At 23.4% G+C, this 23,267-nt stretch carries 20 protein-coding genes, 2 tRNA genes and 1 pseudogene; 14 read left to right on the top strand and 9 right to left on the bottom strand.

Features of this window, described 5'->3' with window-relative positions; translation table 11 throughout:
- Positions 1-140: 140 nt before the first annotated feature.
- Positions 141-935 carry a CPBP family intramembrane glutamic endopeptidase gene (locus H0H59_RS02980; protein ID WP_185862126.1) on the bottom strand — a complete coding sequence of 265 codons (795 nt, stop codon included), beginning with the start codon at positions 933-935 and terminating at the stop codon, positions 141-143.
- 169 nt (positions 936-1,104) lie between these two features.
- On the opposite strand from H0H59_RS02980, the gene H0H59_RS02975 reads away from it, so the two are divergent.
- Complete coding sequence (locus H0H59_RS02975) at positions 1,105-2,241, top strand: M14 family zinc carboxypeptidase (RefSeq protein WP_185862125.1); 1,137 nt, start codon at positions 1,105-1,107, stop codon at positions 2,239-2,241.
- 14 nt (positions 2,242-2,255) lie between these two features.
- Here the strand turns inward: H0H59_RS02975 and rpmH are convergent, their stop codons facing one another.
- Positions 2,256-2,405, bottom strand: a complete 150-nt coding sequence (gene rpmH, locus H0H59_RS02970; RefSeq protein ID WP_185862124.1) for a 50S ribosomal protein L34 — start codon at positions 2,403-2,405, stop codon at positions 2,256-2,258.
- A gap of 248 nt (positions 2,406-2,653) precedes the next feature.
- Here rpmH and fabZ point away from each other — a divergent pair, with 248 nt between their 5' ends.
- The 7 genes and pseudogenes from fabZ (at position 2,654) to gap (ending at position 8,969) form a co-directional block, all read left to right on the top strand.
- A complete protein-coding gene (gene fabZ, locus H0H59_RS02965) occupies positions 2,654-3,922 on the top strand; it encodes a 3-hydroxyacyl-ACP dehydratase FabZ (protein ID WP_185862123.1) in 1,269 nt (422 codons plus the stop codon).
- A gap of 31 nt (positions 3,923-3,953) precedes the next feature.
- A complete protein-coding gene (locus H0H59_RS02960) occupies positions 3,954-4,517 on the top strand; it encodes an elongation factor P (RefSeq protein WP_185862122.1) in 564 nt (187 codons plus the stop codon).
- A gap of 33 nt (positions 4,518-4,550) precedes the next feature.
- Positions 4,551-5,426 (top strand): succinate--CoA ligase subunit alpha, encoded by an 876-nt coding sequence (gene sucD, locus H0H59_RS02955; protein ID WP_185862121.1) that lies wholly within the window; start codon positions 4,551-4,553, stop codon positions 5,424-5,426.
- A gap of 4 nt (positions 5,427-5,430) precedes the next feature.
- Positions 5,431-6,011 (top strand): annotated as a pseudogene (pth, locus tag H0H59_RS03130) (aminoacyl-tRNA hydrolase).
- Between the two features lie 21 nt (positions 6,012-6,032).
- Positions 6,033-6,107 (top strand) — tRNA-Arg (locus H0H59_RS02945).
- A gap of 32 nt (positions 6,108-6,139) precedes the next feature.
- Positions 6,140-7,930 (top strand): translation elongation factor 4, encoded by a 1,791-nt coding sequence (gene lepA, locus H0H59_RS02940; protein ID WP_185862441.1) that lies wholly within the window; start codon positions 6,140-6,142, stop codon positions 7,928-7,930.
- A gap of 34 nt (positions 7,931-7,964) precedes the next feature.
- Complete coding sequence (gene gap / locus H0H59_RS02935) at positions 7,965-8,969, top strand: type I glyceraldehyde-3-phosphate dehydrogenase (RefSeq protein ID WP_185862120.1); 1,005 nt, start codon at positions 7,965-7,967, stop codon at positions 8,967-8,969.
- Here gap and H0H59_RS02930 read toward each other — a convergent pair whose 3' ends face one another.
- On the bottom strand, positions 8,970-9,404 hold the full coding sequence (locus tag H0H59_RS02930) for a type I restriction enzyme HsdR N-terminal domain-containing protein (protein WP_185862119.1): 435 nt from the start codon (positions 9,402-9,404) through the stop codon (positions 8,970-8,972).
- A gap of 62 nt (positions 9,405-9,466) precedes the next feature.
- On the opposite strand from H0H59_RS02930, the gene trxB reads away from it, so the two are divergent.
- Positions 9,467-10,420, top strand: coding sequence for a thioredoxin-disulfide reductase (gene trxB, locus H0H59_RS02925; RefSeq protein WP_185862118.1), 954 nt, complete (start codon positions 9,467-9,469; stop codon positions 10,418-10,420).
- A 4-nt stretch (positions 10,421-10,424) separates the two neighbouring features.
- Positions 10,425-11,873: a glycine--tRNA ligase gene (locus H0H59_RS02920; protein ID WP_185862117.1), complete on the top strand. Its 1,449-nt coding sequence runs from the start codon at positions 10,425-10,427 to the stop codon at positions 11,871-11,873.
- Here H0H59_RS02920 and pheT read toward each other — a convergent pair.
- The 3 genes from pheT to H0H59_RS02905 all read right to left on the bottom strand — a co-directional run bounded on the left by pheT (position 11,861) and on the right by H0H59_RS02905 (position 15,190).
- Positions 11,861-13,936, bottom strand: a complete 2,076-nt coding sequence (gene pheT, locus H0H59_RS02915; protein WP_185862116.1) for a phenylalanine--tRNA ligase subunit beta — start codon at positions 13,934-13,936, stop codon at positions 11,861-11,863. The genes H0H59_RS02920 and pheT overlap by 13 nt on opposite strands.
- Entirely contained in the window at positions 13,933-15,093 is a 1,161-nt protein-coding gene (dnaN, locus tag H0H59_RS02910; protein WP_185862115.1) for a DNA polymerase III subunit beta, read from the bottom strand. Before dnaN ends, pheT begins: the two co-directional genes overlap by 4 nt.
- 23 nt (positions 15,094-15,116) lie before the next feature.
- Positions 15,117-15,190: transfer RNA gene (locus tag H0H59_RS02905), tRNA-Met, on the bottom strand.
- Between the two features lie 75 nt (positions 15,191-15,265).
- Here H0H59_RS02905 and pdxH point away from each other — a divergent pair.
- Entirely contained in the window at positions 15,266-15,928 is a 663-nt protein-coding gene (pdxH, locus tag H0H59_RS02900) for a pyridoxamine 5'-phosphate oxidase (protein ID WP_185862440.1), read from the top strand.
- Positions 15,929-15,970: 42 nt separating this feature from the next.
- Here pdxH and H0H59_RS02895 read toward each other — a convergent pair whose 3' ends face one another.
- Both H0H59_RS02895 and fmt read right to left on the bottom strand, forming a co-directional pair.
- On the bottom strand, positions 15,971-16,237 hold the full coding sequence (locus H0H59_RS02895; protein WP_185862114.1) for an HU family DNA-binding protein: 267 nt from the start codon (positions 16,235-16,237) through the stop codon (positions 15,971-15,973).
- A 118-nt stretch (positions 16,238-16,355) separates the two neighbouring features.
- Positions 16,356-17,366 carry a methionyl-tRNA formyltransferase gene (gene fmt, locus H0H59_RS02890; RefSeq protein WP_238785017.1) on the bottom strand — a complete coding sequence of 337 codons (1,011 nt, stop codon included), beginning with the start codon at positions 17,364-17,366 and terminating at the stop codon, positions 16,356-16,358.
- Between the two features lie 73 nt (positions 17,367-17,439).
- On the opposite strand from fmt, the gene H0H59_RS02885 reads away from it, so the two are divergent.
- The 3 genes from H0H59_RS02885 to H0H59_RS02875 all read left to right on the top strand — a co-directional run bounded on the left by H0H59_RS02885 (position 17,440) and on the right by H0H59_RS02875 (position 21,583).
- Positions 17,440-17,673 carry a DUF2795 domain-containing protein gene (locus H0H59_RS02885; RefSeq protein WP_012840601.1) on the top strand — a complete coding sequence of 78 codons (234 nt, stop codon included), beginning with the start codon at positions 17,440-17,442 and terminating at the stop codon, positions 17,671-17,673.
- Between the two features lie 16 nt (positions 17,674-17,689).
- Positions 17,690-20,980, top strand: a complete 3,291-nt coding sequence (gene secA, locus H0H59_RS02880) for a preprotein translocase subunit SecA (protein WP_185862113.1) — start codon at positions 17,690-17,692, stop codon at positions 20,978-20,980.
- A 150-nt stretch (positions 20,981-21,130) separates the two neighbouring features.
- Positions 21,131-21,583 carry a SanA/YdcF family protein gene (locus tag H0H59_RS02875; protein WP_238785016.1) on the top strand — a complete coding sequence of 151 codons (453 nt, stop codon included), beginning with the start codon at positions 21,131-21,133 and terminating at the stop codon, positions 21,581-21,583.
- Here H0H59_RS02875 and menD read toward each other — a convergent pair.
- Positions 21,571-23,241, bottom strand: a complete 1,671-nt coding sequence (gene menD, locus H0H59_RS02870; protein ID WP_238785015.1) for a 2-succinyl-5-enolpyruvyl-6-hydroxy-3-cyclohexene-1-carboxylic-acid synthase — start codon at positions 23,239-23,241, stop codon at positions 21,571-21,573. The genes H0H59_RS02875 and menD overlap by 13 nt on opposite strands.
- Between the last annotated feature and the right edge of the window lie 26 nt (positions 23,242-23,267).

Here is a 23,267-nt window from a genome sequence, read left to right as displayed (position 1 = left end):
AATTATAAACATAATTAGTTTTTTAATTTTTTTTTAGAAAAGCGTTTTTTTTTAAAAAAAATTTCCATATTAATAAATTAAATATGGAAATTATTTATATATCTATTAAAGATAATAAATCTGATTTTTTATAAAATTATTCATATTTTTCTTCTTTTTTTTAATAGAAAAATACAACCACTAATTGTGATAGTAAAAACTATTGTTAATAATAACCAAAAATTTAAGCTCATTTTTTGTGAAAAAATATCTTCATTTTTTATGAAAAAAAACATGGCAAATACAGCAAACGCATTATTAAAAATATGTAACAAAATGCAGTTCATGATAGAAGATGTTACAAAATAAATAAATCCTATAAAACTTCCAATCACAATACCACCTACAAATTGCCATGGATTCATATGAGTTAATCCAAATAAAAAGGAAGAAAATAAAATAGCTTTAATTGGATGTATTTTATTTTTTAACATTCCATTTAAAATAATACCTCTAAAAAGAACCTCTTCACATATAGGAGCTAATAATACGGTAGTGGAAAAAAAAGGAATTGGATTTTTAATTTCTTCTTTTAAGAATTCTTCAATTTCTTTATACATATTACCTAATATAGGCCCGTCTCTAGGAACTAATGAAGAAAGATATTCATTGATAATAATCATACAAAACATCATAGAAAAAATAATCAGATAAATATACCATGGAGATAATTTCATAGATAAGTCTATGATGAGATTTTTTTTTTGAGCTTGATGAGAAATAAAAACAAATAAAAAAATAAAAGGAAGAGTATATGATATTGAAAATATCATATTTTCTGGTAAATTAATAGAAATTAATAGTTTTTTAAAAATTGCATTAAAAAAATTTAAAGCAGTAAATGCTATTATTAATAAAATAGCTTTGATGTAATTTATTTTAAAATAATTCTTCATAATAAATATTAATAATTCCTACATTGTTATTTTTATTTATTAAAATACAATTTTTTATATTTTTTTATAGATACTTCGTAAAAGTAAAATAAAATTTTTTTTCATTTTTTTTGAAATTATTGAAAGATAAAACAATTTTTAATAAAAAAGTATAAAAAAAATTAGAATTATGTTAATTTTTGATATTAAATCCATATTTCATCATTATAAATTTTTTAAAGATAAAAGTATTAGTGCTACAAGAATTTTTAGGTATACTAAATTATTGGAACTTATAGATAAATATAAAAATATATGTTCAATTACTACTATTGGATTATCTGTGGAAAAGAGAAAAATTTTCAAAATAAAATGGGGAATAGGGAAAATAAAAGTATTTATTTGGTCTCAGATGCATGGAAATGAAACTACAGGAACAAAATCAATTTTTGATATTCTTCATTTTTTTTCAAAAAATATAGACTATAATTTTGTTAAATTTTTATTCAAAAATTTAACTATTTTATTTGTTCCGATGTTAAATCCTGATGGATCTGAAAAATTTCAAAGAAGAAATGCTATAAATATTGATTTAAATAGAGATGCTGTTCGTTTACAATCTCCAGAAATACAGGTTTTATTCCGAGAAATAAATAAAAATAATCCTCATATTTTATTTAATCTACATGATCAAAGAAGTATTTATAATGTTGGAGAAAAATGTTTTAATCCTGCAATTTTATCTTTTTTATCTCCTTCTATAAAAAAAAATGTTACTACGACTAGTAAAAAAAAATCTATGGGTATCATATATTTTATGACAAAAGAACTTAAAAATATTTTACCTGAAATAGGATCAATAGGAAGATTTTCTGATGAATGGTATCCTACCGCAACTGGAGATAAGTTCCAACAATTAGGTTATCCTTGTGTTTTATTTGAAGCTGGAAATTATATTAAAGATATTCAAAAAGAGTTAATTAGAAAATATAATACAATCTCTATTCTTACAGGATTTTATTTTCTTTCTTCTAAAGAAAAATATTTTGAAAAAAATTATAAATATTATTTTTCTATTCCAAAAAATAAAAATATTTTATTAGATAAAATATATAGAAAAGTTCAAATACAAAAAAATGGAAATAAGTATCTTATAGATATAGGTATTATGAATTTTGAAAAATTTAATTTAAAAAAAGGAAGCCTCTCTTTTATTCAAAAAGTAGTTGATATAGGGGATTTATCCCATTTTTTTGCTTATGAAGATCTTCCAGGTAAACAATTTTTTTCTAAAAAATTTCCAAAAATAGGAGACATAGAATTTTGAAAAATTTTTTAATTTCATTTTTTAAAATTAGAAACGGTTAATTTTTTTCTTCCTTTTTTTCTTCTTTTAGATAAAATTATACGACCTGTCTTGGTATTCATTCGTTTCATGAACCCATGAACATTCACTTTTTTTCTATTGGAAGGTTGATAAGTTCTTTTCATACAAAATTCTGATGTTTTTTTTTAAAATTATAAAAAAAATTTTTTTTTTCTATTTTTTTCTTTTTTATATTCAATCTTTTTTTAAAAGTATAAAATAATAGAATAAAAATACCAATAAAAACTCCTATAAAAAAAAAAGTAAGACGTCTTGAAAAACTCATAATTTATGTAATATAGTTTATAAAAGATATGAAGTATTCATCTTATGTAAGATAATATTGTTTTTAATAGAAATTAATTATATATATATGCTTGAAAAGCAAAAAACCATTGCAAAAAAAATATCCTTACAAGGATTCGGTTTCTATACTAAAAAAAAAGTGACAATTACTTTTAAACCGGCTCCAGAACATACTGGATTTATTTTTATTAGAACAGATATAAAAGAAAAACCTTGTATTGAGGCACATTTTTCTTTTTTTTTAAAAAAAACAATAGATAAAGGTATTTTTTTAGAAAAAAATGGATTTAGAATTTATACAATTGAACATCTTCTTGCAGCTCTTACTGGAATGGATTTAGATAATGTTATCATAGAATTAGATAATATTGAAATCCCTATAATGGATGGTTCTTCTAAATTTTTTGTAGAAGCGATTGAAAAAGTGGGAATTATAGAACAAAATGCCCAAAAAAAATATTATTCTATAACAGAAATCATGTATTTTAAAAATGCAAAAACAGGAGGAGAAATTATAGCTATACCTGCTAAAAAATTTGAAATAATGATTATGATAGATTTCGATTCTAAATCAATGCATGCACAAAATGCTGTTTTAAAACATTTAAATCAATTTAAAATAGAAATAGCAAATTCAAAAATTTTATGTCCTTTTTTTAAAAAAAAATTTGAAAAAAAATCAAAATTTTCTGTTTTATCCTATAAAAAATCTAATGAAATAGCTAAACATATTCTTTTAGATATTATAGGTTTTTTAACTTTAATAGGAGCTAAATTAAAAGGAAAATTAATTTTTAATAAACCAGATAATTGCATTATTATGCAATTTTTAAAAGAGTTTTTAAAAAAAATTAAAACATGTAAAAATAAAAATATTCCTGAATTTGATTTATCAAAAAAACCAATATTGGATATAAAAAACATTATGAATATTTTACCTCATAAACCTCCATTTCTTTTGGTAGATAAAATTATAAATATTACAGAAAATAGCATTATAGGAGTAAAAAACGTCACTATGAATGAATATTTTTTTATGGGACATTTCCCAAATGAACCCATCATGCCGGGCGTTTTGCAAATAGAAGCCATAGCACAAGTAGGAGGCATACTAGTGTTAAAAAAACTAAATAATCCAGAATTATATTCTACCTATTTTTTAAAAATAGATAAAGTAAAATTTAAACATAAAATAGTTCCTGGTGATATAATTATTTTTAAAGTAGACTTGTTAGAGTCTATAAAAAGAGGAATTGTTCATATGCAAGGAAAAGGTTATGTAAATAATAAACTTGTAGTGGAAGCAGAAGTTATGGCAAAAATAGTTAAAAACTAACGATGAATTTTAAAAAAAAAATTTAATTCAAATGAATATTCGAAAAGGGATGCATATACAATGGAATAAAGAAGTATATAAAATAATTGATTTTCTTCATGTAAAACCGGGAAAGGGATATGCTTTTATAAGAACTAAATTAAAACATCTGGGAACAGGACATCTTTTAAATAATAATTTTTCATCAAAACATAAACTGAAAGAAATAAAAGTAGAATCTAATTTTTATAGATATTTATATAAGGAAAAAAATTTTTTTCATTTTATGAATGAAATAACTTATGAACAAATACAAATAGTAGAAAAAAAATTGATAAAAAATATAGAATTTTTAAAAGAAGGCATGAAAATAACAATTTTTTTTCATATTAAAAAAGAAAAAGAAAAAATTTTTTTATTATTAAAAATGCCATCTACTGTTATTTTAAAAGTGAAAAACACAGAATTTGTAAAAAAAGGAGATACAGTTAATAAAACCAATAAAATTGCTGTTTTAGAAACAGGAACTAAATTATTGGTCCCTTCTTTTATAAATATCGGAGAACTTGTGAGAATAAATACAGAACATAAATCTTATATAGAAAGAATTCTATAGTATAAAAAATTTTAAACAAAATTAAAAAAGATTATGAGTATTTTAATAGATAAAAATATTAAAGTTATTGTACAAGGATTAACGGGAAAAGAAGGATTATTTCATACAGAACAAATGATAAATTTTGGAACTAATATAGTGGGAGGAATCACTCCAGGAAAGGGAGGAAAAATTTATTTAGGTGTTCCTATTTTTAATACTGTAGAAGAAGCAGTTAAGAATACAGGAGGAAATGTAAGTGTAATTTTTGTTCCTTCTTCTTTTGCTTCAGATGCCATTTTAGAATCTATTTCAATGAATATTGAAATCATTGTATGTATAACCGAAGGAATTCCTGTTTCCGATATGATTCGAATTAAACATTTTTTAAAAGGAAAAAAATCTAGATTAATAGGTCCTAATTGTCCTGGAATTATTTCTCCAGAAGAATCAAAAGTAGGAATTATGCCTAATTCAGTTTTTAGAAAAAAAGGAAAAATAGGAATAATTTCTAGATCCGGAACCCTTACTTATGAAGCTGCAGATCAAATTGTAAAATCTGGTTATGGTATTTCGACAGCGGTTGGAATAGGAGGAGATTCTATTATTGGGATGAACGTAAGGGACGTTATTGAATTATTTTTAGAGGATTTAGAAACGGAAGGGATTGTAATGATTGGAGAAATAGGAGGAATATTGGAGATTGAAGCGACTGAATGGATAAAAAAATTAAAAAATAAAAAACCAGTCATAAGTTTCATAGCAGGAAAAACAGCTCCTAAAGGAAGAACTATGGGACATGCTGGAGCTATTATAGAAAAAAAAATAGAAACTGCGCAAGAAAAAATGAACATAATGGAAAAAAGTGGAATACATATAGTGCAATCTCCAGCAGAGATTGGAAGTACAGTTTATGATGTTATTCGTTGATATAATGAATTTTTTAAAAAAAATGGAAAAATTTTTAATAATTGGATTGGGAAATCCAGGTTATTTATACGAAAAAACAAGACATAATCTTGGATTTTTAATTTTAGATAAAATTTCTAAAAAATATTTTTTTTCTTTTTCAAAAAAAAAATTAGGATTTATTTCAGAACTAAATTATGATAATAAATTAATTTTTTTTTTAAAACCTTCTACTTATGTTAACCATAGTGGTAAATCTGTTCAATATTGGATGAAAAAAAAAAAATTTTGTTAAAAAATATTCTTGTAATATCCGATGATATTTATCTTAATTTTGGAGTTTTTCGTTTAAAAGAAAAAGGGGGAAGTGGAGGACATAATGGATTAAAAAGCATAGAAAAAGAAATAGGAACATCTCATTATGCACGTCTTCGTTTTGGTATTGAAAATCGTTTTAAAAATAGAGTAAATTATGTATTAGGAAATTGGAAAAATGAGGAAATAGATTATTTATTTTCTCAATTACATACAGGAATAAAAATAGTATTTTCTTTTGTAACAAATGGATTACAAAAAACTATGAATTTATTCAATAATAAAAATTAATCCTATCATTTCATTTAATTAAACCTTGTAGTTTAAATTAGGATAGAATATAGGATTCCGAGTCCTATGGTATGGGTTCGACTCCCTTCAAGGTTATTATTTAATTAATAAAATTATCATGTATCATGATTCGTTATATTCGTAATTTCTGTATCATTGCACATATAGATCACGGAAAAAGTACATTAGCAGATCGTTTATTAGAATTTACAAAAACTGTTTCGGAAAAAAAACGAAATCAGTTATTAGATGATATGGATTTGGAGAGAGAACGTGGAATAACTATAAAAAGTCACGCTGTTCAAATGGAATATAAATATAAAGATAAAATATACATTCTTAATCTAATAGATACCCCTGGACATGTAGACTTTTCTTATGAAGTATCTCGTTCTATTGCAGCTTGTGAAGGAGCTTTACTTGTTGTAGATTGTACTAAAAGTGTGCAAGCACAAACGATATCTAATCTTTCTTTAGCATTAAAAAAAAATCTTGTTATTATTCCAATTTTAAATAAAATTGATTTATCTGATTCCATTTTTGAAGAAGTGAAGAGAGAGATAATGGAATTAGTAAAATGTAAAATGGAAGATATTATTCCTGTAAGTGCTAAAAATGGACTAGGAATTTATAATATTTTAGATCAAATTGTAACACGGATTCCTTCTCCAAAAGGAGATCCAAAAGAACCATTACAAGCTATTATTTTTGATTCTTTATATAACCCATTTACAGGAATTGAAGCTTTTTTTAGAGTAAAAAATGGTTGTATACGAAAAGGACAAAAACTTAGGTTTATGTCTACAAAAAAAGTTTATTATGCTCATGAAATAGGAACACTAAAATTAAAACGTATTTCTAAAAATAAAATTTATACTGGTGATGTAGGATATGTTGTCTCTGGAATAAAAAATACTTATGAAGTAAAAGTTGGAGATACAATTACGGATGCGGAAAATCCGTCTATTAAAGCTATAGAAAGATTTGAAGAGGTTAAACCTATGGTTTTTGCAAGTATTTATCCAATTGATTCTGATAAATATGAAGAATTACGCTCTTCTATAGAAAAATTGCAGTTGAATGATGCGGCACTTTCTTTTAGTAGTGAATCTTCTCCTGCTTTAGGATTTGGGTTTCATTGTGGTTTTTTAGGATTGCTTCATATGGAAGTAGTGAAAGATCGTTTAGAACGAGAATATGGAGTCTCTGTTATTATTACTATTCCTAGTGTTTCTTATAAAGTTTATATGAAAAATGATCAAGTTATTTTGATTAATAATCCTTCAGATTTTCCAGAAATGAAAAAATTTAAAAAAATAGAAGAACCTTATGTTTTAGTTTCTATTATTACTAAAGATATTTACATAGGAAGTGTTATATCTTTATGTATTGATAAACGTGGAATCATGATTAAAAATCAAAATTATTTGAATTCTGGTAGAATTAAAGTTACATTTGAAATGCCTTTATCTGAAATTGTATTTGATTTTTATGATAAATTAAAAACAATTTCCAGAGGATATGCTTCTTTTGATTATAATTTTATTGGTTATAAAAATTCAGATTTAAAAAAAATTACTGTATTGATTAATCATGAAAAAATAGAACCTTTATCTCTTTTAGTTCATAAAAATAAAGTTTTTTTATTGGCAAAAAAAATATGTCAAAAATTAGCTATTTTAATTCCAAAACATCAATTTTGCATTCCTATTCAAGTTTCTGTATCTGGAAAAATTATAGCAAGAGAAACTATTAAAGCTTTTAGAAAAAATGTAATTGATAAATGTTATGGAGGAGATATTTCTAGAAAAAAAAAACTTTTAGAAAAACAAAAAAAAGGAAAGAAAAAAATGCGTCAAATAGGAAAAGTTGAAATTCCGTCATCTGCTTTTATAACGTTTTTAAAAGTTAAAAGTTAATTTTGCAAAATAAATAAATAAAAAATTATTTAATATGTCTATTAAAATAGGAATAAATGGTGTTGGTAGAATAGGAAAACTGGTTTTATTATCTGCTTTGAATAGAGATACTATTGAAGTAGTGGCTATTAATGATTTAGTATCTATAGAATATTTAGCTTATATATTAAAATACGATTCAGTTCATGGTAGTTTTAAAGGGAATATTAGTATTGAAGATGAAAATTATTTAGTATTAAATGAAAAACGTATTAAAGTCACTAATGAAAAAGATCCTAATAGATTAAAATGGAAAGATCTAAATGTAAAATATGTTGTAGAATCTACTGGACTTTTTTTAACAAAAAATTTAGCGACTGCTCATTTAAAATCAGGAGCTAAAAAAGTTATTTTATCTGCACCTCCTAAAGATGATATTCCTATGTTTGTCATGGGAGTAAATCATCAAAAAATGAATAAAAATCAAAATATTGTATCGAATGCTTCTTGTACTACAAATTGTTTGTCTCCAATAGTGAAAGTACTAAATGATAATTTTGGTATATTAAAGGGATTGATGACTACTATACATGCTTCTACTGCTACTCAAAAAGTGGTTGATTCTATTTCTTCTAGAGATTGGAGAGGTGGTCGATCTTCATTAAATAATATTATTCCTGCATCTACGGGTGCGGCTAATGCAGTAGGAAAAATTATACCAAATTTAAATGGAAAATTAACAGGGATGGCTTTTAGAGTTCCTATTCCAAATGTATCTGTATTGGATTTTACTGTTTGCTTGATAAATAGCACGGATTATAATAAAATTAAATTATGTATGAAAAATGCATCTGAAACAACATTAAAAGGTATTTTAGGATATACAGAAGAATCTGTTGTTTCATCAGATTTTATAGGAGATAAAAGAATTTCAATTTTTGATGCAAATTCTAGTATCATGTTAAATTCAAATTTTATAAAAATAGTATCATGGTATGATAATGAAGTAGGATATTCTACTAAATTAGTAGATATTATTGAATACATGGACTCTATTTAATTAAGGAATTTTTTTTATAAAAAAAAACTTTTTTTTATGCTTATCTACTTTAAAAATAAAATTTTTAATTCCATTGCTTACCATTAAAAATGGAGCTTTTATAACACTATTATATATGGAAATTTGATCAAAAGTTTTTTGTGTAATAGGAATTTTAGGAGATTTGCATTCAATAAGTATATGTGGTATATGATTAAATTGAACTAGGATATCCAATCTTTTATTTAATTTATTTATTTGAAAAGGGTATTCTACCCATATGTTAGAATTTTTGTAATTTTTTATTTTTTTTAATAAAAAAATAATATACTGACGAGTTACTTCCTCATGATTAAATAAATAGAATTTTTTTCTAATTGTACAAAATATATAAGTTCTATTTTTTATTTGATTACAATGTAAATATTTTTTTATAAAAAGGTTAAAAATATACAAGAATAAAATAATTAAAATGAGTTAAAAATTATAAAAAATAATTTATAAGAAAAAATATTTTTATGTTGTTTAAAAAACAAATACAGAAATGTGTCATTATTGGATCTGGACCTGCAGGGTATTCTTCCGCTATATATGCAGCAAGAGCTGATTTAAATCCTATTATTTTTTTAGGATTTCAACCAGGTGGACAATTGACCACTACTACTCGTATTGATAATTATCTTGGATTCCCTTCAGGAATTAGTGGAAAAAATTTTATGGAAAATTGTAAAATACAAGCAGAACGTTTTAATACTAAAATCATAAATAAATCCGTAATTAACGTTTCTTTATCCAATAAAAAAGGAGGAATCCATCGTATTTTTTTGGAAAAAAAAGAAGAATATGTAGAAAGCATAGGAATTATTATAGCTACAGGGTCTCGTCCTAAATTTCTAGAAATAGAGAAAGAAAAAAAATTTATGGGATTAGGAGTCTCTTTTTGTGCTACTTGTGATGGGTTCTTTCATAAAGAAAAAGATGTTGCAGTAATAGGAGGTGGAGATAGCGCTTTAGAAGAGGTAAACTATTTAGCAAAAATTTGTAAAAAAGTATATTTAATAGTTAGAAAAGATTATTTAAAAGCATCCAAAATTTTACAATATCATATTTCAAAAAAAAATAATATAAGTATTTTATTTTCTTCTAAAATTACAGAAATTATTGGAGATAATTTTTTGGAAGGTATAAAAATATTTAACCATAAAAATAAAACAAGTAGTACACTTTTGATTAGTGGGTTGTTCATTGCAATAGGTCATATTCCTAATACAGAAATTTTTAAAAAAGAATTGGATTTAGATGAAAGAGGATATATTATTGTAAAAAAAGGAAGTACTATTACTAATAAACCAGGAGTATTTGCTTCGGGGGATGTACAAGATCCTAATTATAGACAAGCTATTACCTCTGCTGGAACTGGATGTATGGCAGCATTAGATTTAGAAAGGTATTTATCCTTATGTAATTATTAAATTAATGAAAAAAACTGGTTTATTTTTTGATTTTTTAGTTTCTCATGCTAAAATTTATGGTTTTATTTTTCCTTCTAGTGAAATTTATGGAGGATTAAATGCGGTTTATGACTATGGCCCATATGGAGTAGAATTAAAAAATAATATTAAAGAATTTTGGTGGAAATCAATGACTCAACTACATGAAAATATAGTAGGGATAGACTCATCTATACTTATGCATTCTGATGTTTGGAAAGCATCTGGACATGTTGATGAATTTAACGAATTATTAATTGATAATAAAGACTCTAAAAAAAGATATCGTCCTGATGTTTTAATTAAAGAACATATAGAAAAAAATTTTTTTAAAAATCCTAAAAAAAAAGAAGAGATATTATCTCGTTTATATCAATCTTTAAAAAAAAAGGATCTATTTGATATTAAAATTTTAATTGATGAATTAGAGATTTGTGATCCTATTTACAAAACAAAAAATTGGACAGAAATACGTCATTTTAATATGATGTTTCAAATTAAAAATAAAAGAAATTTATATCTTCGTCCTGAAACAGCACAAGGTATATTTTCTAATTTTCAAAATGTTAAACAATCTAATAGGATGAAAATTCCATTTGGAATAGCTCAAATAGGAAAATCTTTTAGAAATGAAATTATTGCAAGAAAATTTATATTTAGAATGCGAGAATTTGAGCAAATGGAAATGCAATTTTTCATTTTACCTAAAGAAGAGATAAAATGGTATGAATATTGGAAAAATATACGATTCAAATGGCATTTAATATTTAATTTAGAAGATAAAAAAAATTATAAATTATGTGAACATGACCATGATCATCTAGCGCATTATGCTAGTGCAGGTTCAGATATAGAATACCATTTTCCTTTTGGATTTCAAGAAATAGAAGGGATACATTCTCGTAGAGATTTTGATTTGAAAAATCATGAGTTTTTTTCAAAAAAAAAATTAAGAATTTTTGATTTTAAAAAAAACTATATTCCTTATGTAATAGAAACATCTTTAGGTTTAGATCGTCTTTTTTTAGCTATATTTTATTCTTCTCTTAAAAAGGAAAAATTAAAAAATGGAAATATTCGTATAGTCCTAAAACTTCCTTATTATTTATCCCCTATCAAAGGGGCTATATTTCCATTAGTTAAGAAAGACGGATTGCCAGAAATTGCAAAAAAAATATTCAATAATGTGAAAATTAATCATAAATTATTTTACGATCAAAAAGAATCTATTGGTAGATTATATCGAAGACAAGATGCTATAGGAACCCCATTATGTTTTACTGTAGATTATAAAACTATAGATACAGATACAGTAACAATTAGAGACAGAGATAGCATGCTACAAAAAAGAATTCATATCAAAGAAATATCCAAAATAATAGAAAAAGAAACCGGATTGGAAAAAATTTTAAAAAAATTATCTTATTTAATATAATTTCTTATTTCAGCTTTTAATTTTTTTTTTAAAAAAAATTCTATTTTTTTCATTGAATTGTTAATAATTTTATCAGTCAATGTTCCTTCTTTACTTTCAAAAAAGAAACTAATAGTATAAGATTTTTTTGATTTTGGAAAATTTTTACTTTCATAGTAATCATATACTTTAATTTTTTTTATTATATTATTTTCTTTTTTTTTTATAAATTGATTTATTTTTTCAAAAGAAATAGTTTTATCAACTAATAAAGATAAATCTCTTCTTGAAGTAGGATATTTAGAAAATGGAACATAAATTATTTTTTTTTCTTGAATAATAGAAATTAAATATTCCCAATCTATTTCCGCATAAAATATTTCCTTTTTTTTAAAAATATTATTTTGAAATTTTCCTAAATAAACTAGATTTTTATTGTTATATAATATAGAAATACTATTTTCCAATAAAGGATGTTTATAAAATATTTGAGTATAATCTAAAATTCCGCTTTTTTGAAAAATTTGTTCTACAATTCCTTTTAAATAAAAAAAAGGAGAATCTATAGGGGAAATACATTTTTTATCTATTTCTGATAATAAGGCAATTCCAATAAATGTTTTTTCTAAAAATTTATTATTTTCTTTATAATATATTTTTCCTTTTTCAAAAAATTTTATATTATAGTTCATTCTATTGTGATTATATTCTATACAATCTAAAATACCAAATAATAAGCTAGAACGCATAAATTTATAATTGTTGTTAACAGGATTAAAAATCCTAATTACTTTTCTTTTAAAAAAAGAATTTAGTAAAGATGAATTTTTATCTTCATTTCTCATTGTATAAGAAATAATTTCTTGAAATCCATAAGAAACTAATTGCTCGAAAAGTTTTTTTTGTATTTCATATTCTGTTTTATAAAAAAAATTAGGGAATGGAGATATTTTTAATTGATCAGATATTTTAATTTTATTAATCCCATAAATACGCAATATTTCTTCTATAAGATCTATTTCTCTTTTAACATCTATTCTATAAAGAGGAACAACAACAAATAAATATTTTTCGTTTTCTGAATGGATCACAATTTCTAGTAATGATAAAATTTTTTTAATTTTTATTTTAGAAATTTTTTTTCCTAGAACATTTATAATTTTACTATAACGAAGCTTAATTATGGAAGGAGATATAGGATTAGGATAAACATCAATAATATTGGAATATATTTTTTTTTTCATTATACTTTTTATAAGAAAAACTGTTCTTTGCAAAGCGAATATAGTTAGGTTAGGGTCTATTCCTCTTTCCAAAAGACATTGTTCTTCTGTTTTTATGAAATGTTTTTTTCCAATTAATCGTATAATAACAGGATTTAAACAAGCACTTCCTAAAAAAATATTTTTAGTATTTACATGAATATTGGATTTAATACTATTTATAATTCCAGCTATAGATAATGGTTTTATTGTATCATAAATTATTAAATCTTCTTTATCCAGTTTTATTATTCTGTTATCTGCATATTTTAATTTTGTATTTTTTTCCGCATTTTTTATTATAATTTTATGTTCTTCTATTTGATCCATATCAAAAACATGGATAGGTTGACCTAATTCATGCATCACAAAATGAATGATATCTATAACATTATTTATTGTTTTTATTCCTATAGATTTCAATATAGAAATTAACCAATATGGAGAAGGCTCAATTTTTATTTTAGAAATGGATATTCCAGAATATCTTATACACTTTTTATTTTCCTTTATACAAATTTGAACATCATATTCTTTATGATGATGTTTTTTAGTATTAATTATTATTGGTTTGTGTAAATCTACTTTATATCCTCTAAATTTTAAAAAAACGTACAAATCACGTGCAATTCCATAATGACTCATAGCATCTGTCCGATTAGGTGTTATTTCTACATCTAGAACATAATCTTCTTCTATATCAGTGAATATCTTTTTTATGTTTTTTACTGGTAATCCTATATCCGTTAATATATTGGATAGTTTCTCCACATTTATTTCAATAGAAATATATTTTTTTATCCAATTGTATGATACTTTCATATTGTTATTGTAGACATAATCAATATCAAAATTGATTCTTTTTTTTTATTATTTCCTTTATAAAAAGGTCTTAAAATCCCTATTTTATTTGAATGATATAGTTCAAAATAAATTAAATTATCATTTATAGATGATAAAATTTCAATTAAAAATTGAGAATTAAATCCCATTTTAATATTTTCTATTTTTTTTTTATCATCATAAATAGGTTTATACTTAATTTTCAAATTATAATTGTGATTATGATGAATAGGATTTTGTTCATAAATTTTTAATTTATTTTTATAATAATGAAAATGAATAAAATTTCTTTTTTTCTTTGAAAAAAGAGATATTCTTCTAATATAATTTAATAATAAAAGTCTATTAATTATAAAAGAAAAATCCAAATTATTATTATTTGGGATCATAGAATTATAATCAGGATATTTTCCATTAATTAATGGACATGAAAAAATATGATTTTTAAAATGAAAAATTATATTTATTTTTTTATATTCAATAATAATATTACTTTTTTTTTCATTTTTTAAAATTCTCTTAATTATATTAAGAGATTTTTTTGAAATGGTAAATTCGATATATTGGGTTAATTTAAGGGACTTTATAGTATATTTTACAAGACGAAAACTATCTGTAGCTACAAAATTTGCTTCATAAGGAGAAAATTTAAAAAAAACTCCATTTAATATTGGTTTAAATTGTTTATCTCCAACAGCAAATAAAGTTCTATTCAGTATTTTTAAAAGGATATTTGAAAATAAAGTAAATTTTATAGAGTATGAATTCCATATGGAAATATGTTTAGAAAAAATATTTATTAAATTTTTATGAAATAAAATTGGAACTTCATAAGTTCCTTGTTTAGAATAAATATTAAGTACATTATTTTTTTTTTTTATAAAAAGTGTTTCATTTTGAAATGTAGTCAAAATATCTATCATAAATTTAGTAGATATAGTTACTTTTTCTTTTGTGTATTTTTTAACATATATTTTTATATATGTATTGATTATATTTTCTGAATCATATGCTACCATTATTTTTAATTGATCTTCTATAATGAAAAAAGTAAAATAAGAATTTGAGCTATTCATTATTTTATATAGTGCATCTAATTTTTGTAATAGTGGATAGCTAGAAACAAAAAAATACATATATCTATTTTTGTATTTTTAAATAGCGTGAGGGGGATTTGAACCCCCGACCTCTGGGTTATGAATCCAACGCTCTAACCAACTGAGCTATCACGCCAATAATGTTTAAAAAAAAATAAAGTTAGGCATATTTTTAGTAAATAGTAATTTTATATTAAAAAAATAAAAGATGATTACTTTTGATTTAAGTGATTATAGAAAAAATTATTCTAATAAAGAATTATTAGAATCTGAAGTTCCAAAAGAACCTTTTCAATTATTTCATGATTGGTTTGAACAAGAAAAATTTCTTAATGAAAAAAACAAAAATAATGAAGAAATTAACGCAATGTCTATTTCCACTATAGGTAAAGATGGAGGTCCAGAAATTAGAGTAGTTTTGTTAAAAGAATATTCCAAAAAAGGATTTATTTTTTACACAAACTATTATAGTTTGAAAGCTAAAGCTATTCAAAACATTCCAAATGTGTGTATTTCTTTTTTTTGGAAAAAAACAGAAAGACAAATTATTATTAAAGGAATAACATCGAAAATAAAAAGAAAAAAATCAGATGAATATTTCCATAATAGACCTAAAGAACATCAGATTGGATGTTGGGCTTCTAAACAAAGCTGTACTATTTTATCTAAAAAATATTTACTAGAACAATACAAAAAATGGAATAATTTTTTTGATAAAAAAACTACGATAAAACGTCCTTTTTATTGGGGAGGATATATTATTAAACCTTATAAAATGGAATTTTGGCAAGGACAACCCCATAGACTTCATGATCGACTAGTTTATAGTTTGAATAAAGAAAAAAAGTGGATTTTATATAGATTATCTCCATAAAAAAGAGATAAAGTTTATTTTAACTTTATCTCTTTATAAAATTTACAATTTTGTTAATTCCGCTCCTATTTTAAATTTAGCAACTTTTTTTCCTGGAATATATATTTTTTTTCCTGTTCTAGGATTTACTCCGTTTCTAGGATGTCTTTCTACAACAGAAAAGGTTCCGAATCCTACTAGGGTAACCTTATCTCCTTTTTTTAAAGATTCAATTACTGTTTCAATAAATGCATCTGTAACATTTTTAGCTTTTATTTTTGTTATTCCAGTTTTTTCAGCTATTGAATTAACCAATTCTGTTTTGTTCATGAATTTATATAATTAATTTAATTTTAATTAACTATAAAAAAATCTTATAATTAACGATAACAAATATAAAATATTTATAAAGGATAAATAACTCTATTATAAGAAAAAATATTTTTTTTTAACGAACAAAAAGATTTTTTCTTATTTGAATCCCATGAATTAAATTTTTTATATTCATTCTTTTTTTTCCCTCTATTTGTCCTTCTATAATGGATATTAAACCCCCATTAACATATATTTTCATATCATGTGATGATGTCAATATAGAACCAACTGGAAAATTATGTATTTTTTGTATTTTTTTAACAAAAAAAATTTTGAATCTAACAAATTTTTTTTTATTAAAAAATAATAATGTCCATGCCGTCGGATTAGGACTTAAACCTCTTATTTTATTATAAATAGATTCTATAGAAGTATTTACCCATTGAATTCTACAATCTTTAGTGTATATTTTTGGGGCATATTTTAATAAAGAAGAATGAATATTTTTTTTATTTATAGGTTTTATTTTATTATTGATAATATTTTCTAAAGTTTTTATGACCATAAATCCACTAATATTTTTTAGTTTACTTTCTAGTTCCCCAGCAGTTTCCTCTTTTCCTATTTTTATTTCTTTTTGCAAAATAATTTTTCCTGAATCTATTTTTTTTTCTATAAAAAAAGTAGTCAATCCTGTTTTATTTTCTCCATTAATAATAGCCCAATTAATAGGGGCAGCCCCTCTATATTGTGGTAGTATCGATGCATGTAAATTAAAAGATCCCATTTTTGGTAAGTTCCATACTTTTTTAGGTAAAATTCTAAAAGAAACAACAATTTGTATATCGGCATTCCATCTTTTCAGATTTCTCAAAAAAGAATCTTCTAGAAGATTTTTTGGTTGTAAAAAAGGAATATTATTTTCCAATGCATATATTTTTATAGGAGAAAAAAAATTTTTTTTTATATTATCAGGGCTAGTAATGATTCCTACTATATTATATTGTTTCATATATAATTCTTTTAAAGAATGAAGAGAAAAATAAGTAGAACCTATGAATACAATTCTTGGAAACTTTTTCATGTAATTTATTTGTAATTTAAATTCACTAATTTTATCTTGTAATTTTATGAAAAAGTTCATTAATTTTTGAAAATCAAATATATAAAAATATCATCTTTTAATATATATCAAATATAGAAAATATCATACATATATGTATTGGACTTTAGAATTAGCTTCTCATTTAGAAGATGCGCCTTGGCCTGCAACAAAAGAAGAATTGATCGATTTTGCTATTCGTACTGGAGCCCCTCTAGAAGTAGTTGAAAATCTTCAACAATTAGAAAATGGAGAAGGAGAGATTTTTGAATCTATAGAAGATATATGGGCAGATTATCCACGTGATGACGAAGATTTTTATTGGAATAGAGATGAATATGAACTTTAAATTATTTTTTATTTGAATGAATTTTATTAGAAAGATATTAAATAAATTATTTATCAATAAAAATGATAGAGATCTTAAAGAGGTTAGAAAATTTTTAATTCAAATCAAAAAAGAAGAAAAAAAAATATCTTTATTATCCGATGATGAATTAAGAAATCAAACTAAAATTTTCAAAAAAATTATACAAAAATCAACGAAAAAATTTAACGAGGAAGAAAAAAAATTATTGGAAGAAATACAAAATAAATTTTGTTCTGTTAGTGTATTGGAAAAAATATACTCAAGTATAGAAAATCTTCAAGAAGAATGTTATAAAATAGAACAAAAAGTATTAATTAATCTTTTGCCTAAAGCTTTTTCTTTAATTAAAGAAACGGCAAAGCGTTTCAAAGAAAAAAAAGAACTTGTAGTAAAATCTACTTTTTTTGATCAAGAATTATCAAAAACAAAATCTTATATTATTTTATATAAAGATAAAGCTATTTGGAAAAATAAATGGGATGCATATGGAAAATTTATAATTTGGGATATGGTACATTATGATGTTCAGCTCATGGGAGGAATTGTTTTACATCAGGGTAAGATAGCTGAAATGGCTACAGGAGAAGGAAAAACTTTTGTAGCAACTTTATCTGCTTATTTGAATGCTTTATCTGGTAGAGGAGTACATATTGTTACAGTAAACAATTATTTATCTAGAAGAGATATGAATTGGATGGCTCCTTTAATGGAATTTCATGGATTAGAAGTTGATTGCATTGACAATTATTCATCTACTGATGTAAAAATGCGTAAAAAAGCTTATCAAGCAGATGTAACTTATGGAACCAATAATGAATTTGGTTTTGATTATTTACGAGATAATATGGCCTGTTCTAAAGAAGAATTAGTTCAAAGAGAATTGAATTATGCTATTATAGATGAAATAGATTCTGTTTTGATAGATGAAGCGCGTACTCCTTTAGTAATATCTGGGACTGTGGATTCTAAAAAAGATAACAAAGAGGAGTTCAAATTATTTAAAGAAAAAGTAGAATTTATTGTAAATGAACAAAATATAGAAGTTAATAGCTTTTTACAAGAAGCAAAAAAGTTAATAAAAAATGGAGAAAAAAAATTAGGGGGATTCAAATTATTTCAAGCACATCGTGGCTTACCAAAGAAAAAATCCTTAATTAAATTTTTGAGTGAAGATAATATTCGTTTAATTTTACAAAAAACTGAAGGTCAATATTTACAAGATTATGGAAGGGAAATGTATAAAGTAGATAAAGATCTTTATTTTGTTATTGATGAAAAAAATAATACTGTTGAACTAACAGATAAAGGAATTGAATTTTTGTCTAAAAATGTAGAAGATGTAGGCTTTTTTGTTTTGCCAGATGTAAATATGGAACTTTTTGAGTTAGAGAAAAAAAATTTTTCTAAAGAAAAAGAAATCAAAGAAAAAGAAAAACTTTTGAAAAATTATTCTATTAAATCACAACGAATTCATACTATTAATCAGCTTCTTAAAGCTTTCACTTTGTTTGAAAGAGATGTAGATTATGTTATTTTAGGAGGTAAAGTTAAAATAGTAGATGAACAAACTGGTCGTCTTATGGAAGGAAGACGTTATTCTGATGGATTGCATCAAGCTATAGAAGCAAAAGAACATGTAGAAATAGAATCTTCTAGTCAAACCTTTGCTACAATCACTTTACAAAATTATTTTAGAATGTATAAAAAAATATCTGGGATGACGGGAACAGCCGAAACAGAATCTGGAGAATTTTGGCACATTTATAAATTAGATGTAGTAGTTATCCCTACAGATAAAACTATACAAAGAAAGGATTTACAAGATCTTGTTTTTAAAACAAAAAGAGAAAAATATAATGCAATCATAGAAAAAATTATTCATTTATCTATACATGAAAAACGTCCTATTCTTGTTGGCACTACTTCTGTTGAAATTTCAGAATTTTTAAGTAGGGCTTTAAAATTTAGAAAAATACCACATAATGTTTTGAATGCTAAATTGCATGAAAAAGAGGCTGAAATAATAGCGAAAGCAGGGTTTCCTGGATCTGTAACAATTGCAACTAATATGGCAGGTCGTGGAACAGATATTAAACTTTCTAAGGAAGTTATAAAAAATGGAGGGTTATCCGTTTTAGGAACAGAAAGACATGATTCTAGAAGAGTAGATAACCAACTAAGAGGTAGATCTGGACGTCAAGGAGATCCAGGTAGTTCTCAATTTTATGTATCCTTAGAAGATAATTTAATTCGTTTATTTATAGACTCAGAAAGACTTTCTAAATTAATGGATAGATTTGGACATAAAGAAGGAGATATTATACAACATCCTTTATTAACAAAATCTATTGAAAAAGCACAAAAAAAAATAGAAGAGAATAATTTTAGTATGCGAAAACGTCTTTTGGACTATGATGATGTTATTAATAAACAAAGAGAATTTATTTATAAAAAACGTAAAAATGCATTATGCGGTAGAGAATTAAGTTTAGATATTTCTAATATGGTGTATTTATTATTAGATACTATGATTAGTGTCAATAAATATCTAAACGATTTTAAAAATTTGGAATATGAATTTATTCAAATTTTTGATATAAAAATTCCCTTTTTAGAAAGGGAATTTTTATCTTATAAAGAACGTATTTTTATCAACAAACTTCATGATTTTGTTATAATTTTTTATGAAAAAAAGAAGGAAAAAATGATTGATCAAGATATCGTTCCTATTCTATCTAAAATTTTTGTAAAAAATAAGGAATTTTATAATATACAAGTTATTTTAACAGATGGAAATCAAAATATAGTTTCTATATCTGATTTGAAAGAATTTTATAATACTAAAGGAAAGTCTTTATTATCAATGTTTGAAAAAAAGACTATATTATATTTTATGGATAAAAAATGGAAAGAACATTTACGTGAAATGGATAGTTTGAGATTTTCTGTGCAAAATGCTGTTTTTGAACAAAAAGATCCTCTAATCGTTTATAAACAAAATGCTTTTCATTTATTTCAAGAAAAAGTTTATGATATTAACAAAAAAATTGTTTCTTTTTTATTTAAATCTACTATTAATAGAGGTGATATTTTATGCATTCCAAAAAATAATGTAAAAATGGATTTTTTTATGAAAGGAAAAGATGGAAAAAAATTAGGAAGAAATAATAAAATTAATATTCGACATTTAATTACAGGAGAAACTAAAAATATTAAATTGAAACAAGCAGAGTTTTTTTTGGAACAAGGAGAATGGGTGATAGAGATAGAGGATGATTTTTTTTAGAAAAAACGATTTTGTTAGTTAAAAATAAAACGCATATTTTTTATTATAATTTTATTTATTATTTTTTGTTATCTTGGAATAAGTTTATGGTCAGTTAGAAAAAGTTATGATTGTATTGATTCTGTTCCATATAATACATTTGGTGTAGTTTTGGGAACTTCAAAATATTTACATGGAGGAGGGATTAATGCTTACTTTAAGTATAGAATAGATGCAGCTTATTCCCTTTTTTATCATAAAAAAATACGTTACATCATTGTAAGTGGAGATAATAGAAAAAAAAATTATAATGAACCAAAAATGATGAAAAAAGAATTAATAAAAAAAGGAATTCCTTCTCATTTTATATATGAAGATTTTTATGGAATTAATACTTTACATTCCATTTATAGGGTATATAAAAATTTTCATAAAAAAAAGTTTACGATTATATCTCAAAAATTTCATAATGAAAGAGCTATTTTTATTGGAAATTGTTTAGGATTAGATGTTATTGGATTTAATGCTAAAAGTTTATCTTTTGACAGTAAAATACAACTTAGAGAAATTTTTGCTAGAATTAAAGCTTTATGGGATATTTGTTTTATAAATCAGGATAAATAAGATAGATATTTTTTCAAAATTTCTGCATTTTTGCATTTATGAGTATCTATCTCCAATAGATAAGGATTATCTGTTTTTTTCCAAAAAAAGGATAAACTATTTTTCAAAGTATATTGATTATACACTTTTTTATATTTCCAATTATACATTTCACATATTTTTTTTGCAGAAAAAATATGTTTTGTTTCAAAAAAATTAAATATTTTTTTAGGTAATTTTATTTTTGAAATAAATCTAAAAATATTTCCTCCTCTATTATTGATAAGTATAATCCGGAAATTATTTGGAATATAATTGTTCCATAAAGCATTACTGTCATAAAAAAAACTTATATCTCCAATAATTAATGTTACAATTTTTTTGCTACAAACCGCAGAACCTATAGCAGTAGAAACACATCCATCTATTCCTGATGTACCTCTATTACAATAAGATTGAATAGAATATTTTCTTTTATAAAAAAGTTGATAATATCTTATTATCATACTATTTCCTAATTGTAATATAGAATTGTTAGGAATGTTTTTAAATACAAAAAAAAGAACTTTTAGATCTGAAAAACTTTTTTCTTTTTTTAAAAAAAAATTATGTTTTTGTATTATTTTTTTTCTTAATTTTTCCCATTGAAATCTGTAATCGGAAGTAGATCTATGAATCTGAACAGAATTAGAAAAAATTTTAAAAAATGATTCTGGATTTATAGGCCAATAAGTGGTTAATTTATAATAAGTATCCGGATAATTATCATAATTATCTCCTATATGCCAATGATATAGTGGAGGAATTTTTCTTAAAAAGAACTTTATCTTTTTAGATATTATATTGACTCCTACAGTTAATAGAATATGAGGTTTAAAATTTTTCCATTTTTTAATAGTCATACTAAAAATAAGTTGATCTATACTTGAAAAAAAAAATTTTCCAAAAATATGAGATGTAGTTTCTGTCAAAACAACAATAGAAGGATCTAAACTTAATTTTCTTAAAAATTTTTCCATATTTTTTTCTGGATAATGCAATCCTAGTAAAATCATTTTCTTTTTAGATCTATTCCATATATATTGTTCTTTTTCATAAAATTTAGGGATTTCAATATAATTTTTTACAGGTATAGTTTTTATTATTTTAGGATTTACTTGTAAATGATTTGTAGTTTTATAAAGTGGTTCTGAAAAAGGAATATTAATATGTATAGGTTTATTTTTAATAATGCATTTATTGATAGATTCATTAATTAATCTATCATTATACCATAGACCTAATTTAGATTCATCTTCTGTTAGTTGTACAGATGTTTCTACATGGTTTTGAAAAATATTTTCTTGATGAATGGATTGTCCTTCAAAAATATCTGTAATTTCTTTCGGACGGTCAGCAGTAATCAAAATAAGTGGTATTTTTTGATAGAAAGCTTCTGTAACTGCTGGATAAAAATTAACAACAGAAGATCCTGAAGTACAACTAATAACTACAGGTTTTCTTATTTGTTGAGAAATACCTAATGCAAAAAAACCTGCACAACGTTCATCCACAATGCTGTAAGTTTTAAAAATTTTATTTAGTGTAAAATGTATGATGATGGGAGCATTTCTAGATCCTGGAGATATGATGATATTAAATATAGATTTTGCTTTTAAAATTTCACCTAAACTTTGCACAATTTTTTTATTAGAATACATTGTGA

It is taken from the genome of Blattabacterium cuenoti (genome assembly GCF_014251715.1).
Lineage (GTDB): Bacteria > Bacteroidota > Bacteroidia > Flavobacteriales > Blattabacteriaceae > Blattabacterium > Blattabacterium cuenoti_M.
The sequence above is the reverse complement of the archived record's forward strand: the minus strand, read 5'-3'. Positions and strand labels throughout refer to the sequence as shown.

What these genes read in the sequence shown, in the direction of transcription:
- H0H59_RS02980 (WP_185862126.1), bottom strand. Translation starts at nt 935, where the DNA reads ATGAAGAATTATTTTAAAATAAATTACATCAAAGCTATTTTATTAATA.
- H0H59_RS02975 (WP_185862125.1), top strand. Translation starts at nt 1,105, where the DNA reads ATGTTAATTTTTGATATTAAATCCATATTTCATCATTATAAATTTTTT.
- rpmH (WP_185862124.1), bottom strand. Translation starts at nt 2,405, where the DNA reads ATGAAAAGAACTTATCAACCTTCCAATAGAAAAAAAGTGAATGTTCAT.
- fabZ (WP_185862123.1), top strand. Translation starts at nt 2,654, where the DNA reads ATGCTTGAAAAGCAAAAAACCATTGCAAAAAAAATATCCTTACAAGGA.
- H0H59_RS02960 (WP_185862122.1), top strand. Translation starts at nt 3,954, where the DNA reads ATGAATATTCGAAAAGGGATGCATATACAATGGAATAAAGAAGTATAT.
- sucD (WP_185862121.1), top strand. Translation starts at nt 4,551, where the DNA reads ATGAGTATTTTAATAGATAAAAATATTAAAGTTATTGTACAAGGATTA.
- gap (WP_185862120.1), top strand. Translation starts at nt 7,965, where the DNA reads ATGTCTATTAAAATAGGAATAAATGGTGTTGGTAGAATAGGAAAACTG.
- trxB (WP_185862118.1), top strand. Translation starts at nt 9,467, where the DNA reads ATGTTGTTTAAAAAACAAATACAGAAATGTGTCATTATTGGATCTGGA.
- H0H59_RS02920 (WP_185862117.1), top strand. Translation starts at nt 10,425, where the DNA reads ATGAAAAAAACTGGTTTATTTTTTGATTTTTTAGTTTCTCATGCTAAA.
- pheT (WP_185862116.1), bottom strand. Translation starts at nt 13,936, where the DNA reads ATGAAAGTATCATACAATTGGATAAAAAAATATATTTCTATTGAAATA.
- dnaN (WP_185862115.1), bottom strand. Translation starts at nt 15,093, where the DNA reads ATGTATTTTTTTGTTTCTAGCTATCCACTATTACAAAAATTAGATGCA.
- H0H59_RS02895 (WP_185862114.1), bottom strand. Translation starts at nt 16,237, where the DNA reads ATGAACAAAACAGAATTGGTTAATTCAATAGCTGAAAAAACTGGAATA.
- fmt (WP_238785017.1), bottom strand. Translation starts at nt 17,366, where the DNA reads ATGAACTTTTTCATAAAATTACAAGATAAAATTAGTGAATTTAAATTA.
- H0H59_RS02885 (WP_012840601.1), top strand. Translation starts at nt 17,440, where the DNA reads ATGTATTGGACTTTAGAATTAGCTTCTCATTTAGAAGATGCGCCTTGG.
- secA (WP_185862113.1), top strand. Translation starts at nt 17,690, where the DNA reads ATGAATTTTATTAGAAAGATATTAAATAAATTATTTATCAATAAAAAT.